Origin of the sequence: Paenibacillus sp. V4I9, from assembly GCF_030817295.1 — a bacterium.
GTDB lineage: Bacteria > Bacillota > Bacilli > Paenibacillales > NBRC-103111 > Paenibacillus_E.
Map to the genome: position 1 here is coordinate 2,140,924 of NZ_JAUSZE010000001.1, position 16,046 is coordinate 2,156,969.

The following is a 16,046-nucleotide window of genomic DNA, read 5'->3' on the forward strand; positions in this document are numbered from 1 at the left end:
CCTATGTTGGGAGGATAAAAAATGGCTTTATACAGCAATCATGCAGGAAAACCTAGAGTAAAAACTTTTCGAAATTCAATCATTTTTATCGCCCTTCTACTTTTTGCTTTGGCGACGATATTTCCGATCTATTTCATGGTCATTTCATCCTTTGCTGATCCGGTTGAGGCCGGAGCGGTGAGTTACTCCATTTTACCAAGCAAGTTTACATTCGCTTCCTTTAAATATTTCTTTGATTACAGTGAGTATTCGTATCGTTGGATTTTGAACTCGCTGATTGTGGCGACCACCGTGATGGTGTCCAATGTCATTTTTGCCAGCATGGCCGGCTATGCATTTTCTAAACTTCGTTTTAAAGGGAGAGGCGTGCTATTTGCCGTACTGCTTGTCTCCATGATGATTCCTTACCAAGTTACGCAAGTTCCTTTGTATATTCTGGTTGTTAACGTGTTTGAGTTGCAAAATACGTACAGCGCGTTAATTATGCCGGGTATCGTTACTGTATATAATATTTTTCTGGCTAAACAGTTTATGAGCAGCATCCCGAACGAGATTATGGAAAGCGCCAAGATTGAAGGGTGCAGTCAGTTCACGATCTATTGGAGAATCATTCTGCCGTTGTCCAAAACCGTGCTTGCCGTCATGGCGATTCTAACGTTTATGGATAGCTGGAACACATTCTTCTGGCCGCTTCTTGTCACGAATACGATGGATATGCAGACGATCCAAGTCGGATTGAAAAACTTCCGCTTCGCCAATACGACGTTTATCGCGCCGATGATGGCGGGTGCTACGATCTCTGCACTGCCGATGTTTATTCTTTTCTTCAGCTTGCAAAAGTACTTCTTAGAAGGTGTAACGGTTGGTGCGGTGAAGGGCTAATACGAGCCGCGCGTGAGGGAGGAATGACTTCAGCATGATTGTGTCTTGGAATGAGCAATACAAGCAGGCCGTAATTGACTTATGGAATGAAGAAGCCGTGAAAGAAGGCTACAAGGAGCTTACCGAGCAAACCTTTGAGCGTATCTTCACGGCCAACCCTTATTTCGATAGACAAAATGCTTTTGTGTTACTGGAACAAAATGAAGTCAAAGGCTTTGCCTGCGGCTGCACAGGCGATGATCTGCCGCTTGGGGAAGTGGCTGGATACATCACCTGCATCGTTTTATCCGATGACTTCAAAACAGATGAGAGCTATCAAGGCATGCTGGACGCTTTGGAGCGTCGCTTTCAGCAGCTGGGAAAAAAGCAAGGCGATGTCTTATTTTTTAATCCGATGTTATTGCCGTGGTATATACCGGGGACACCGAAGCATGAGCATAACAATGCGCCGGGCGTGCCGATTGAAAGTAAATTGTATGCGTTTTTGCTGCAGGCAGGGTATGTGGAACGCGCTAAAGAGTGCGCCATGTATTTGAAGCTGGATGGTTTTACCATACCAGAGGATATAAGAGCCAAAGAAGATAAAGCTGCTGCTGAGGGTTACTCAGTTGAATTGTTCGACCCGGAAAAGCATGACGGCGTGGATGAATTGCTGAATGGATTTAATAATCTTTTATGGCAGAGGGAAATCGGGCAAAGCACGGCAGAAGGTGTGCCAGTGATAATTGCTGCATATAAAGGCAAGGTAATTGGATTTGCCGGTCCTGTCATTCGGCAGGAGAACGGCCGGGGCTATTTTGCTGGGATCGGCGTGCTTCCTGATCATGAGGGACACGGTCTGGGCAGCATGCTATTCTTTAAGCTGTGCGAAGCTTTTCGTTCGATCGGGACCGACTACATGTCGCTCTATACGGGCAGTACGAATCCGGCTATCCGCATCTACGAGAAGGCAGGCTTTACAACCGTCAAACAATTTTCTGTCATGAGAAGGGAGTTTGTGTGAATGAGTGAGCAAAAGTTAACGATTCTAGCCATCGGTGGCCATGTTGGTGATGCCGAATTAACGGCCGGGGGCGTATTGGCAAGTCACTCTTTGAAAGGGGACCGCATTGCGACCCTAGCGCTGACAGCAGGCGAACGCGGCGTTCCGGCAGGACAAGATATGGCCGAATATCGCGTGCAGAAAGTGAATGAGGCGAAAACCTTTGCCGAGATGCTGGGCGGGGAAGCGTTCGTATTCGACGATATTCCTGACGGTGAGCTGCAGGATAACCAAGAAATGCGTTTTCGCGTATGCGATGTCATTCGTCAAGTTCGTCCCAACGTCATTATTACGCATTGGAAGAACAGCATGCACAAGGATCATATGACAACGCACCGCATCGTCAATGATGCCCGCTATTTTGCCGCCTTGCCGACGTTCGAGCGGGAGCTTCCTGCACATTTTGCACAGAGATTGTATTATGCCGAGAACTGGGAGGACGCCGTCGACTATCGACCGTACGTGTATGTCGACTTCGACCAAGAAGCCTTTGATCTATGGGTGAAGGCCGTCTCAACACATTGGTTCGTAACAGGCAGCAAATCCTTCCAGTACCTGGAATACTATAAGCATTTAATGCGTGTCCGCGGGATTGAAGCCAGAAAGCAATATGCACAAACCTTCATGATTCCAGAAGAAAATATGCGTGTTATCAAAACTGAATTATAAAAATAAAATCAACCTCTACACGCGGCTGCTCATTCATGAATGGCCTTGTTAGAGGTTTTCTCAATTTGGGTAAATCGAAGATGACCTTCAATTTGCATAGTTTGCTACATTGCATAAGCGAGTTTTACATAGATAATATTTTCTGGTTTGTAGGGGAAGTGAGTGGGGAAAGTGGGAGTTAGTAGTTTGTTGCTAGAAGTTAGATGTTTGAAGAGAAGTAGAAGTAGAAGTAGAAGTAGAAGTAGAAGTAGAAGTAGAAGTAGAAGTAGAAGTAGGAGTAGAAGTAGGAGTAGAAGTTAGTAGTCAGTAGTCAGTAGTCAGTAATTAGGAAGTAGGGATTTGGGGTTAGGAGTTAGGAAATAGGTAGGCAAGTTGTACTTCATACAACAATTTCCTCAGTTTCTTCAGGATAAGCTGAAGATGTTGTACGGTGTACAACATTTTAGCCATATTCTCATGCTAAAAGGTTGCTTTTGGTTGAAATTGTTGTATTTTCTGCAATATTCGCGAGGATTAAGCGGATTTGCTTGCTTATTGTGTACAACGCTACAACATTTCACGGATATCTTGGGCGAAAAGTAGGGTGACCACCGCCATACGGGGGTGCTACCAAGCGCGCCCAGGATTCGCGCGCGTTGAGAAGTGTTCGGCATCAAAACCTGGACAACACACTCGTCTAGGACGGCATAATCCGTTTTTCTTATATCAAACAAAATTTGGGAGGCAGCTATGATCAGAAACGGTATCGATTGCATTAGGCAGTACACTCATCTATTTAAAGGGAAACGATTGGGACTAATTACGGCACCTACCGGCTTAAACAATGACTTCGTATCCACCATTCAAATTCTGCATGAGAATTTCAATCTGACAGCCCTGTTTTCACCGGAACACGGTGTGCGTGGAGATCAAGCAGCAGGCGCCCTGGTAGAAACGTATCTGGACCCGATCACACAGGTGCCGGTGCATAGCTTGTACCGTAAGGATTCCAAGCGCCTGAGCCAGGAAATGCTGGATGAGGTAGATATGGTCGTCTATGATATTCAGGACGTAGGTACACGATACTACACTTTTATTTATACGATGCTGTATGCTCTGGAAGATTGTGCGAAAGCAGGCAAGCCATTTGTCATTTTGGACCGGATCAACCCACTGGATGGGGTGACGGTAGAAGGTAATATTTTGAAGCAAGACTATCAATCTTTTGTTGGTAATTATCCGCTTTGTGTGCGTTACGGTCTAACTGCCGGTGAGGTGGCTACCATGGCTAACGATCAGATGAACTGGCATTGTAATCTGCATGTGATACGTGCTGAGGGCTGGGAGCGGAAGATGCAGTTCACTGATACCGGTCGACACTGGGTGATGCCCTCCTTGGGGATTCCCCGGTTTGAAACGGCATTGCTGTATCCAGGCACCTGTATATTTGAAGGCACCAACATGTCTGAAGGAAGAGGAACTACAGTTCCTTTTGAAATTGTAGGAGCTCCGTTCATCGACGCTCAACAACTGGCGGATGACATGAACAGTAAGAAGCTGCCTGGGGTCGTTTTCCGTCCGGTCTATTTTAAACCGACCTTTTCCAAGTTTCAGGGAGAGTCGTGCAGTGGCGTTCAGCTTCATGTGCTGGATACCCGAGCGATCCGGCCTTTGGAGACAGCTATCACACTAATGTATTCCATTAAGCGTAACTATGAGCAATTTTCTTTCCTGCCACCTCTTAAAGAGGGATCCAGACCTTTTATTGATTTATTGTGCGGGGATAAGTTGTACCGTGAAGAGTCATTAGATGTTTCGGTGTTGTTGGAGCAATTTCGGGACGAAAGCCGGGAATTCGCACAGATGAAACAGCAGTATCATCTATATTAAAATAGAACGCGACAAGATAGTTATTCGTAATGCCACCACTGCGAACGTGTACATTACGTGCTGGATGCGGACGCTGTCTCCGAAGGCGGTCACGCTGTCGTCACAATCGAAGGGAAGAGCATCAGCATTTACCGGATAAACGATGAATATTACGCTTTAAACAATTATTGCCCCCACCAAGGGGTGCCGATGTGCGCAGGACTCGTTTCTGGTACTACGCTTCCTTCGGACGTGTATGAATACGAGTACGGTAAAAAGGGTGATCATCCGCTATCCCTGGCATGGCTGGGTATTCGATATTCGAACCGGCAAATCTTTATTCAACGATAAGATTTGGGTGAAAACGTATAAGGTGAATGTGCAAGACGGTAAAGTTGGTATTAATCTGGAAAGAAAGTATATAGCGAGAATAAGCGGGAAATGAGGGATCGAAAGGGCTGAAACGCCTATTTGATCCCCTTGGATTGGATACCACAAAAAAAGTTGCCTTTGCCGACGCTGATGAAATTCCCGCCTGGGCCAAAACTTATTTTACAGCAGCGAGCGAAGCGAATTGGGTAGGTATGGCCCATTTCAAACGTTTATTTACGTATCCGGAGTTTATAATTATTTTGAAAACAAACGGATAATTCCAGAAAAGTGGATTGGCGAGGCATTCAGGTGGAGAGCATTGTGGGTATTCACGTATTCAGTACCTTTTTTACAGCTTCAGCTACCCTGTCTTTATCAAAAGGCTTCACAATAAAATCTCTAGCGCCAAGGGTAATGGCTTCAATAACAAAGGATTGCTGCCCCATTGCTGAGACCATAATTATCTTTGAATCGGTCTTGTAACTTTTTATTTCCTTTAATGCAGTAATACCATCCATCTCGGGCATTGTAATATCCAACGTAATCACGTCAGGTGAATGCTGTAAAAACAGAGAGATTGCCTCAAGTCCATTCGATGCTTCGGCTACAATTTCATGTCCTAATTCTAAGAGGATGTTCTTAATCATCAATCGCATAAAGATAGAATCATCTACAACCATTAGTCTTGCCATTATAATCATCACCTTTCAGAGGGACTTTCTACCTAGCTATTTACTGTTATAGATGGCTCGTTACATAAGAAAACTCCCCTTATAAGAAGAATAAGGGGAGTTGTGGATATGTCCCTTCCTTCGGTAACTGGCAAGCATAGCGACGTATTTCGCCTTAGCTCCTTTAGCTTTGCGTCACTAATTTTCATTAGCTTTGCTCTTATCGTATAACAGAAGAATTACTATTTATTCATTTATTCTAAAGTATAGCACTCTTATTATTAGTAATAAAGTACTAGTTTATTAAAAGTTGCCGCGAGGAAGCCCTTGATTTATGTTAACAAAGTTAGAGTTATGCTATCCGAGTGTTTTTTAACGTTTATCCGTCATTAATATCAATCAATATTTGTAAGACATTCGGGAAATTGGATCATTTAGATGTGATGTAGGTAAATAATGCCCTTTTTCAGTGAGAAAGACGAACGATTCTCTTGATTAATTCTGAAATCCTATGTATTATTAAGATAGATTTTAACGCATAAGGGTTGATAATTGATCTTGAAGGTGATTCCATGCCACAACTAGATTCTAATGAATACAAGAAGAAGCTGTGTCACCTCTATAACGAAATCTCCAAAGAGTTGTTCGGGTTTGGCACAACACTGCTGAAGGTTTCCATTGATCAAAACATTATTACTTTTCATGCCAAGCATCGCCGCTCACCACGATCAACCGCATTAGAGGGCGAGGCGCCAACGCTCAAACACGAAGTCGATTTCTATATGTCCTCCATATACAAGAAGAGAATCCGGGACAGGTTGGAGCAAGAACTTGGCTTATCCATGGATGCCGTATTAAGGGACTATGATCCGCCGACGCAATGGGCAATAACGAACATTATTCTTAAACAAACCGAATAGTTTTGTCGGGCGGTGTTCTCTTTTGATTTATCTTAAGAGGAAACCACATGTATACCAATAGATGTCACTTTACTTTGTTTACAATGAAGAGTGCTCTTGATTAGAAGCTTCTTTCTATCAAGGGTACTTTTCTTTTTTTTTTTCATATTGTAGTTAGATCGATACGCGCATATATCTGGGGTCTTGAAGAATACTAGTAAAAATTTAACAGGGGATTCACGCATTAAAATCATACATGATAAAACTTGGGAGGACGATGAAATGATGAGACAAAAAATGGTTCGTGGTTTAATTTCTTTATCTGTAGTAGGACTAGCCTTAACAGGTTGCGGCACAGCGCCTGCGAAGGACCAGGGCAATACAAGTGGAGCTACAACAGCACCCACAGCGGCTGCCACATCGGCATCCAAAGGGGAACCTACAACTTTAATCATCTCCACCTGGGGTTTTGCGGATGATTTCTTCAAGAAAGAAGTGTACGCGCCGTTTGAGAAAGAGCATAATGCCAAGATCGTTCTGGAAATAGGCAATAACGCAGAACGCCTGAACAAAGTGAAACAAGGCAGCTCGAGCGTGGACCTCATTTATTTATCTGACTATTACGCACAACAAGGAATTGAAGCGGGACTGTTCGATAAGATCGACCGCAGTCGGATTCCGAACTTGAAAGACATTTATGATTTGGCTAAGGCGCCACTAGGTGAAGATTACGGTCCTGCGTACACAGTAGGGCGATTGGGTATTGCCTATAATCCGAAAGCGACTACTAAAGAAATCAAGTCGTGGAGCGACCTGTGGAGTCCAGAACTCTCCAAGAAGCTGACACTTCCTAACATCACGGGGACAACTGGCCCAATGGTCTTGGATGCAGCATCTGTCGTTGCTGGAAATGCTACGTTTAATGAGGATCAAGCTTTTGCAAAAATTAAGGAGTTGAACAAAGGTGTCGTTAAATACTACGGCCAAACCTCCGAATTCGTAAACATGTTCGCGCAAGGGGAAATTGCAGCTGGTCCTATCATGGAAATGTATGTGAAGGATTTGAAAGCGGCTGTGCCAGAAACGAAGTTCGTCTCCCCGCAAGAAGGGGCTTATGCCGTTATGAACACGGTCAACGTGATTAAAGGAAGTAAAAATAAGCAGCTGGCTGAAGATTTCATCAACTGGCATTTGAGCAAGGAAGTACAGGAGAAATCAGCGAAAGCGAAAGTAGATTCACCTGTAAACACGACACTTCAGCTTTCGGCTGAAGAAGCTACGGGGATTACCTATGGCGCTGACGTCGTGAGTAAACTTCGCAAATTGGATATGAAATTCGTCAATCAGAATCTCAAAGCATGGATTGCCCGTTGGAACAAGGAAGTTGCTCAATAAATAAAACCAATCAAGGGTATATGCAAATATACCCTTGATTTCTTCAATAGGACTTAAAGGGGGCTTAGTCATGAAAAAAAAGGTCATCCTAGATGTAGACACGGGTGTGGATGATGCGCTAGGTATTCTCTTGGCCATCCGCAGCGGAGAGATGGATGTACTCGGAATTACAACCGTGAATGGCAACGTTTCACTGGACCAAGCGACTAAGAACACATGTAAGATCCTCCAACTGCTCGGGATGGAAGAGAAGATTCCTGTCGTTAAAGGGGCAGACAAGCCTTTAATGCGAGCTTCTCACTTTGAGCATCATGTCCACGGCAATGACGGGCTTGGCGGCGCTTTAAGCGATATGCCGGTTCATATGCAGACGACCGCTGGACATGCCTCCGATTTTATCGTGGAACAAGTGCGGAAGCACGCCGGAGAAGTCACTTTGGTTATGACTGCGCCATTAACGAATCTGGCTTTGGCGGTTATGAAGCATCCTGATCTGATTCATCAGGTCAAGGAAGTGATTGTGATGGGCGGCGTCGTTCAAGGCTTCGGCAATGTAACGCCCACGGCGGAGTACAATATGTACGTCGATCCGGAAGCCGCGAAGATCGTTTTCCAGGCAGGTTTTCCATCCTTAACCCTTGTAGGGTTGGATGTGACGCGTAAAGCGCTGCTGACCGATGATCATATCCGTAAGCTCGGAGATTCTCCCATAGCCCGATATGTGCAGGAAAGCACCGCGAATTATATGAAGCGTTACTATGAACGCAACGGGGTTCGGGCCTGTGCGCTTCATGATCCACTTGCAGTTGGAGTGGCTCTGAATAAACAGCTGGTCACGACACGCCATTATTATGTTGATGTAGAAACCCGAAGTGAGCTGTGCGACGGACAAACCGTATGCGATTTCCAGAACCGCTTGTCCAAAGAGGCTAATGTTCATGTGTGTACGGAAGTATCGGCTGACGAATTCCTCCAGCTTTTTATACACGCGCTGCGTGCCTAGCGAACCCAGGAACAGGAGTAAAGCTACATGAAAAAAACGTACTTATTTTTATTATTGCTACCGGGACTACTGTTCCTGACGGTTTTCATGGTGGTACCGATCCTTCTCACGATAGGTTCAACCTTTTTCGATAAAGGGACATTCACGCTTGGAGGGTACTTAAGTTTCTTTAAAGACCCTTATTTTTTCAAAATCGTGTGGACGACGCTGCGTGTCAGCTTGGTAACCACCCTATTTTGCATATTGCTTGGATTTCCTGTGGCTTATTTCATCTCCAAACAGAGTCCGAGACAAAAGGCGATCTTACTTGCATTAGCTATTTTTCCGCTGCTTACAAGCTCGGTTGTCAGGTCGTTCAGCTGGATGATTATTTTAGGTAAAAAAGGGCTGCTCAATAATGCCTTGATGGCCATTGGTATCATCCAAGAGCCACTCGATATTTTGTACACGCCAGTGGCGATGATGATTGGTCTTCTCCATTTATTTCTTCCGCTCATCATTATTACGTTGGTCGGTGTTCTTGAGAATATAGATCCGGATCTGATTAAAGCGGCGGAGAGCTTGGGAGCTAACCGATTTACGGCCTTCGTCAAGGTCATCGTGCCGCTTAGTGTACCCGGATTAATTATAGGCAGTATCCTTGTGTTTGTTGGAAGCTTGACAGCTTATACGACACCGGCTTTGCTCGGAGGCAAGCAGCGGGTTATTTCCACATTCCTCTATCAGAATGCGATTACTCTGAACGATTGGTATCTCGCCTCCGTCATTGCCGTGATTATGATCGTGATCACTTTCGTGGTTATCGCGCTTATGAACAAACTGGCTACTAAATTAAATCCGAAGGGGTAGAAGTATGCGGGAGAAGAATCGAGGACTGGCCTTATTTACGCTTCTTGTCTACATGTTCTTGCTCGGGCCGCTCGTCATAATTGCATTTGCTTCATTTGAGCCAGGGAGTGTATTGAAATTCCCACCGACAGGATTCTCATTGAAATGGTACCGCAACATTTTGGAAGTCAAGATGTTCATGACGACCGCGGGTACCTCTGTTATCGTATCGATGATCGGTAATTTGTTTGCACTGCTGCTTGGTATCCCAGCGGCGTATGCGTTAAGCCGGTTTGAGTTTAAGGGAAAAGGAGCGCTTAATGCGATTTTTATTTCCCCAGTGCTTATTCCAGGTATCGTACTTGGGTTTACGATGCTCAAGTACCTTATCGTCACCTATCACCTGCCGATCTATGCAGCTCTGCTGATTGGACATACCGTGATTATGCTTCCTTTTATCATTCGCGTTATTGCATCAAGCTTATCGAATTTCGATTTTGCGATTGAGGAAGCTGCGTTAAGTCTTGGCGCCGGTCAGCTTAAAACCTTTTTCAAAGTGGTCCTACCGAACATCAAGTCCGGTATTATCGCAGCCATTCTAATTGCATTTTTAGAATCATTTAATAATGTCGACATCTCGGTCTTTATGACAGGCCCCGGAGTCAGTACGCTGCCAATACAGCTGCTGACGTATGTGGAGAATCATTTTGACCCTACAATTGCCGCCATTTCTGTCTTACTAATGCTCTTCACTGCCGTACTTATGTTCATCATTGAACGGTTGATGGGTTTATCCTATTTCACCAAACGATAACGGAGGCTTTCATCCATGGCATTGCTATCACTGGAAAATATTTCGGTTGCCTATGACCAGCAATATATTCTGCAGGACTTCAACCTAAGTGTTGAAAAAGGAAGTCTGATCTCGCTGCTCGGTCCAAGTGGATGCGGGAAAACGACGACTTTGCGGCTAATCGCGGGATTTATAGAAGCAAGAGCGGGCAAATTTTCACTTAACGGAAAAGATTATACGTACGTTCCCGTCAACAAACGGAACTTCGGATTCGTGTTTCAGAGCTATGCTTTGTTTCCACACTTATCCATTTATGATAATGTAGCTTTCGGTCTGCGTCTTCGGAAAGTGAGTGGGGCAGAGATCGATCGGCGAGTCCGGAACATCCTCGATATCGTAAGCTTGTCCGGCTTCGAAAAGCGCTTTCCGAAGGAGCTCTCAGGCGGCCAAAGACAGCGGGTCGCTATTGCTCGAGCGCTTGTGATCGAGCCGGAACTGCTGCTCTTCGACGAACCGTTAAGCAATTTGGACGCTAATCTGCGTATTAATATGCGAGTGGAGATCCGCCGCATTCAGCAGGAGCTCGGTATTACTACAGTCTATGTATCGCATGATCAGGAAGAGTGCTTCTCCATCTCCGATCAAGTTGCGATTATGAATAAAGGCATCATTGAACAGCTTGGCGCTCCAGCGGCGATATTTAAATATCCAAAAACGGAGTTTGTGGCTCGGTTTATTGGCTTTACGAATTTTATTACCTTCGATTCAAGATTCGATGGAAACGAAGAGATTGCGTTAAAGGTGAAAGACTATATGTTCACCGTTACGAAGCATGCCAGCAAAGGAGAACAGTTGGGCAAGCAAGGCGCTATTCGTCCGGATGATGTCGTGATTGGAATGTCTGATGAAATCGAGGCAGGAGCGAATCGTTTGTCAGGTCATATCAAGGTCAGCACCTTCCTTGGAAGAAGCTATCAATACGTTGTCGAGACGGAGCTGGGAAATTTCACAGTGAATAAAGAAATGGAACTTCCTTACCTGAACGGTCAAGAGGTCCGGCTTCTTTTTCCTAGCGAGAAATTAGTTCTAGTTGAGTAATGTACTTGGAGGCGAAGGCAGATGCGTGTAGATTTACTGATTGAGAATGTACGAATTTATAATAGTTATTTTAAAACATTCATTCAAGGGAATGCAGCGATCTTGGATGGAAGGTTTCTATATATCGGGGAACGGGCTACCGATAGTTTCGAAGCGACCGAGCACTTGGACGGACAAGGACGTTATATGATTCCCGGCCTCATTGATATCCATCTGCATATCGAAAGCACGATGGTCACGCCGGAGACGTTCTCTTACGGACTCATTCGCAACGGTGTAACAACCATCGTTCCAGAACCTCATGAGATCGCCAATGTCTTCGGGCTTGACGGGGTGAAGGAATTCATTAAAGCTAGCCAGCATTGTGTGGCGGACATGTTCTACGCGATCCCGAGTTCGGTTCCTGCCACTTCGATGGAAACGACCGGAGGAGCGATTGAAATCGAGGATTTGGACGAATTGCTTCGTACGGAAAGAATCATTTGCTTAGGCGAAATCATGAACTACGTGGACGTCATTACGGATCCTGACTGCAAAACGAATCACATCTTAAATCATATCCGCAGCCACTATCCTCATCTCATTATTGAAGGACATGTGCCGAAACTGTTAGATCTGGATTTGCATCGAATGATCTATAGCGGGGTAGATTCCGATCATACACATCAATCGATCGAGGGCATGGAAGCTCGGATCGCTGCGGGTATGTTTATTGAAATTCAAGAAAAATCGATGACGCCTGAAGTGATGGCGTATTTGATGGAGCATGAGGTTTCCGAGCATTATTGCTTTGTTACCGATGATGTAATGGCCGACTCCTTCGAGCGTCGGGGACACTTAAATCACCTTGTTCGTAAAGCGATTGGGATGGGTATGAAGCCTGAGCAGGCGATTTATGCCAGTACGCTTTCTCCAGCCAAAAGAATGCGGATGTATGATCGCGGCGTAATAGCGCCCGGTAAAATTGGCGATTTTCAACTGATATCCAATCTGGAGCAGCTGACAATCGATCAAGTGTACAAGCATGGCCGCAAGGTATATGATGTGAGCGAAACATACAAACCTACCGTCCATTCACCCGCATTTCCAGCACACTATTATCAAAGCGTTCATATGTCGCCGTTAACCGAAGCGGATTTCTCAGTGAACACAGAAGTAGCGGATGGCCGATATGCCTGCCGAGCAATGATGGTAAAGGATGGTTCCACGTTTACAGAGGAGCATCACACAGATGTGGAAGTTCATCAAGGGAAGCTTAACTGGCAGGAAAGCGGCTATGGACTCATTGCTACTTTTGAACGCTATGGGAAAAATGGGAATCGCGCTTATGGTTTAATTGGCGGTGATACGATCAAGCGAGGAGCCATAGCAACGACTTATTCCCACGATAACCATAACATGCTTGTAGTCGGGCATAATCCCGTCGATATGATGATGGCCGCTAATGAGGTTATCAAGAATCAAGGGGGCTTCAGCGTTGTTGAGAACGGCAAGGTGATCGCTAGTCTTGAGCTGCCTGTCGGCGGTATTTTAACCGAAGTCCCTTTGGAGCAAGTCGCCAAGGAAGTTGAGCAGCTGCGCAAGTCTATGGAATCGTTAGGCTACTGCCATTATAATCCGATCATGTCCATCAGTACGCATTCTTTACCTGTTAGTCCTGCACTGAAAATAACGGATTTTGGTTTAATTGATGTGAATGAAGGGAAAGTTGTGCCTCTAATCATACACAGTTAATTTATTGAGTTTTCGCGGATTCAAGGCGGAGGCTAATGGAATTCTTGGATTAAGCTAAGTCCAGATGGTTATAACCACTGTGACTTAGCTTATTTTCGTAGATTTGGGAACACGCTTAATACCTAATGATCGTTCAATTTTATAATACTTTAGAACTATTTATTGTGTTGTTATTTATAGTCCATTATAATCGAATTAGATAAATACATATATGAATACTGTTAAGGGCAAACCCGCAGAAACAGCTAGTTACCGTAAAAGAAAACCACATCCCTCTTATATTGATGTGTTTTTTTTGAATGGAGATGATAGGCCGCTATTCAACCTAAGGACTATTGCACAAAGAAATTCATCATTGGAGGTTGATGTTGCCGTGTCGCTTCGCCGGAAAATTTTAATCTATGTTGGGATGACAACAATTTGCATGCTTTCACTTCTATACCTGATTTCAGAGAGAGCTCTTTTGCGCAATTATGAGCAGATGGAGCTTGAAAGTTTGCGTGAAAACATGAAGCAAAGCCTTCTCTCTTATTATGATGAGTATACGAATCTCGGTGCAATTGCGATTAATTATGCGGGCTGGGACGATACATACAGCTTTATCGATAGGCCGACGATTCCTGCTAATAACGATCCTTATCTCACGGTCAATTATACCGATTCTTTGTTTATGTCAAGTCGTCTTAATATAACGCTTCTGATGAACAACCGAAAGCAAGTTTACTTCGGAAAAGCTTATGATTATGGCAATAACCGCCCTCTCGCCTATCCGAGTACATTCATCCATACCTTACAGACAGAGTATGCTTCTTTCTTTGAACAATCGGACGCTTCTTCCCGGAAGATGGGGTTGTTGATTGTTGACAAGCAACCTCTGATCGCAACCTCATACCCTATTTTGACGAGCAACAATGAAGGACCCGTTCACGGAACCTTGGTTTTCGCTCGTTTCTTAGACTCGAATTACGTTCAGTATATTTCGGAAAAAACGGACATGCCTTTAAGTATATCTATTGTGGATCCATCTTTTACTCCTCCTGTTCAAGCTACAACTGTAACCGTTTCCAGAAACCGAGCTATGCCGTTTTGGACCGAGTCAGATAAATCGACGGTCATAGGCTTCTCACTGCTAACAGACGTCAATAATAAACCCGCCGTTCTCCTGAAGTTCGTGAAGCAGAGAGAATTATATAAGGAAGCCCAGAGAAGTATCATATTTTACTTGTTCTATTTCGGGCTTTCCGGGTTGGTATTCTTTTTCATTATAAGTTGCGTCCTTCATCGAACGATATTTGCTAGATTGAACCGCACGATCAATGGGATGAATGTGATCAAAACAAAACAAGATTTTTCGATTCGCATTCAGGAGTCCGGCAAAGACGAGATTACCCAGCTAGAGAAGTCGTTTAACCACATGATGACGTCGCTCGAGCAATCGCAAAACGAAATTCAATATCAAGCGGATCATGATAATTTGACCGGTCTCACCAATCGAAAAGCTTTTTTCGAGTATCTTGAGAAAATCATTAAACAAAACCATCGGCTTCCATTTCGCTTTGCTGTAATCTTCATCGACTTGGATCGCTTTAAGTTGATCAACGATACGATGGGACATCATACAGGAGACTTGCTGCTGATTGAGGTTGCCGGGAGATTACGTCTTTGTTTGAGGGAGGGTGAATTCCTTTGCCGATTGGGGGGCGATGAGTTTTGCATTGTTTCCCATTACGTTCAAGACTCCAACCCAATTGAACACCTGGCGAAGAATATCAAAGAGGCGATTAATGTACCCTACGATTTAGCTGGCTATCGTGCTACGATTTCAGCTAGTATTGGAATAAGCCTGTATCCTGATCATGGAAAGGATTCGGAAAGCCTGCTTCATCATTCCGATGTGGCTATGCTGGATGTCAAAGAATCCGGCAAAAATAATTACCGATTGTATTCGGAATCAATTGAAGCGATTCGGACCAGAAGAATGCTTTTAGAGCAATACTTGAAATGTGCAATTGACAATGACGAGCTTACGCTTCATTACCAGCCAAAATTGGATTTGGGACAGAATAAAATTGTCGGGGTGGAAGCGCTGCTCAGGTGGACGAATAGACAACTCGGACCTGTATCTCCTTATGAATTTATTCCCATTGCTGAGTATTCCGGATTCATTAATGAGATAGGTGAATGGATCATGCGATCGGCATGCCGGCAATTCATCGCATGGCGAAAGCAATCCGTGAACATGCCTCTTATTGTTGCCATTAATATTTCGGGCGTCCAACTGCTGCAGCCAAACTTTGTTGACCGAATTCGCGGTGTGTTCGCAGAAGAAGAGGTCGATCCCTGCCATTTCGAGCTGGAAGTGACGGAAAGTTTTGCGATCGAAAACTTTGAAGAAGTGATCAACATATTGCTCGAATTGCGTAATCTGGGTTTTATGATTTCCATTGATGATTTTGGCGCAGGCTACTCTTCAATGAAATATGTATGTCAACTCCCCATACAATGTATGAAGCTTGATAAAACGTTGATCGATCAACTGGCAGATAACATTCGAAGCCAAGTTGTCGTATCGTCGTTGATTGAAATGGCTCACCGGCTTCAGCTAACCGTAGTGGCGGAGGGAGTTGAGCTGCCGGAGCAGCTTCGTATTCTCCAAACATATCGGTGCGATCAGATTCAAGGATTTCTCATCAGCAAACCGGTGCCGGCCGGCAGGATCATTGAGATGTTGAATGGTTCTGATTTGTCTCAGGTACCCGAAACAAAATTACATATGTAAATGGATCAATTGAATAAGCTGAGTCAGGGATGC

15 protein-coding genes and 1 riboswitch are annotated in these 16,046 nt (G+C 44.5%); of the genes, 14 read left to right on the forward strand and 1 reads right to left on the reverse strand.

Annotation, left to right across the window (positions count from 1 at the left end; all coding sequences use genetic code 11):
• The first annotated feature begins 21 nt into the window (after positions 1–21).
• The 6 genes from QFZ81_RS09800 (at position 22) to QFZ81_RS09825 (ending at position 5,091) form a co-directional block, all read left to right on the forward strand.
• Positions 22–882 carry a carbohydrate ABC transporter permease gene (locus tag QFZ81_RS09800; RefSeq protein WP_307602551.1) on the forward strand — a complete coding sequence of 287 codons (861 nt, stop codon included), beginning with the start codon at positions 22–24 and terminating at the stop codon, positions 880–882.
• A gap of 34 nt (positions 883–916) precedes the next feature.
• The gene (locus tag QFZ81_RS09805) at positions 917–1,885 is read left to right on the forward strand and encodes a GNAT family N-acetyltransferase (protein ID WP_307602553.1); all 969 of its coding nucleotides are present in this window, start codon (positions 917–919) and stop codon (positions 1,883–1,885) included.
• Positions 1,886–2,593: a PIG-L deacetylase family protein gene (locus tag QFZ81_RS09810; RefSeq protein ID WP_307444977.1), complete on the forward strand. Its 708-nt coding sequence runs from the start codon at positions 1,886–1,888 to the stop codon at positions 2,591–2,593. It abuts the gene before it with no gap.
• Between the two features lie 729 nt (positions 2,594–3,322).
• Positions 3,323–4,462 carry an exo-beta-N-acetylmuramidase NamZ family protein gene (locus QFZ81_RS09815; protein WP_307602555.1) on the forward strand — a complete coding sequence of 380 codons (1,140 nt, stop codon included), beginning with the start codon at positions 3,323–3,325 and terminating at the stop codon, positions 4,460–4,462.
• Between the two features lie 57 nt (positions 4,463–4,519).
• A complete protein-coding gene (locus QFZ81_RS09820; RefSeq protein WP_307444974.1) occupies positions 4,520–4,792 on the forward strand; it encodes a Rieske (2Fe-2S) protein in 273 nt (90 codons plus the stop codon).
• Positions 4,793–4,926: 134 nt separating this feature from the next.
• Positions 4,927–5,091, forward strand: coding sequence for a hypothetical protein (locus QFZ81_RS09825; protein ID WP_307602557.1), 165 nt, complete (start codon positions 4,927–4,929; stop codon positions 5,089–5,091).
• 51 nt (positions 5,092–5,142) lie between these two features.
• On the opposite strand, the gene QFZ81_RS09830 is transcribed toward QFZ81_RS09825, so the two are convergent.
• Entirely contained in the window at positions 5,143–5,505 is a 363-nt protein-coding gene (locus QFZ81_RS09830) for a response regulator (RefSeq protein WP_373462669.1), read from the reverse strand.
• 119 nt (positions 5,506–5,624) lie between these two features.
• Positions 5,625–5,713, reverse strand: a riboswitch (cyclic di-GMP riboswitch).
• Positions 5,714–6,056: 343 nt separating this feature from the next.
• Between QFZ81_RS09830 and QFZ81_RS09835 the strand changes: the two genes are divergently transcribed.
• The 8 genes from QFZ81_RS09835 (at position 6,057) to QFZ81_RS09870 (ending at position 16,013) form a co-directional block, all read left to right on the forward strand.
• Positions 6,057–6,404, forward strand: a complete 348-nt coding sequence (locus QFZ81_RS09835) for a hypothetical protein (RefSeq protein WP_057306268.1) — start codon at positions 6,057–6,059, stop codon at positions 6,402–6,404.
• A gap of 264 nt (positions 6,405–6,668) precedes the next feature.
• Entirely contained in the window at positions 6,669–7,778 is a 1,110-nt protein-coding gene (locus QFZ81_RS09840) for an ABC transporter substrate-binding protein (RefSeq protein ID WP_373463768.1), read from the forward strand.
• Between the two features lie 70 nt (positions 7,779–7,848).
• Complete coding sequence (locus QFZ81_RS09845; RefSeq protein WP_307444967.1) at positions 7,849–8,781, forward strand: nucleoside hydrolase; 933 nt, start codon at positions 7,849–7,851, stop codon at positions 8,779–8,781.
• A gap of 27 nt (positions 8,782–8,808) precedes the next feature.
• Positions 8,809–9,630, forward strand: a complete 822-nt coding sequence (locus QFZ81_RS09850; RefSeq protein ID WP_307444966.1) for an ABC transporter permease — start codon at positions 8,809–8,811, stop codon at positions 9,628–9,630.
• Between the two features lie 4 nt (positions 9,631–9,634).
• Positions 9,635–10,423, forward strand: a complete 789-nt coding sequence (locus QFZ81_RS09855) for an ABC transporter permease (protein ID WP_307602561.1) — start codon at positions 9,635–9,637, stop codon at positions 10,421–10,423.
• Between the two features lie 15 nt (positions 10,424–10,438).
• The gene (locus QFZ81_RS09860) at positions 10,439–11,500 is read left to right on the forward strand and encodes an ABC transporter ATP-binding protein (protein WP_307602563.1); all 1,062 of its coding nucleotides are present in this window, start codon (positions 10,439–10,441) and stop codon (positions 11,498–11,500) included.
• Between the two features lie 21 nt (positions 11,501–11,521).
• Positions 11,522–13,234, forward strand: a complete 1,713-nt coding sequence (locus tag QFZ81_RS09865; RefSeq protein ID WP_307444962.1) for an adenine deaminase C-terminal domain-containing protein — start codon at positions 11,522–11,524, stop codon at positions 13,232–13,234.
• Positions 13,235–13,658: 424 nt separating this feature from the next.
• Entirely contained in the window at positions 13,659–16,013 is a 2,355-nt protein-coding gene (locus QFZ81_RS09870) for an EAL domain-containing protein (protein ID WP_307602565.1), read from the forward strand.
• Positions 16,014–16,046 lie beyond the last annotated feature (33 nt).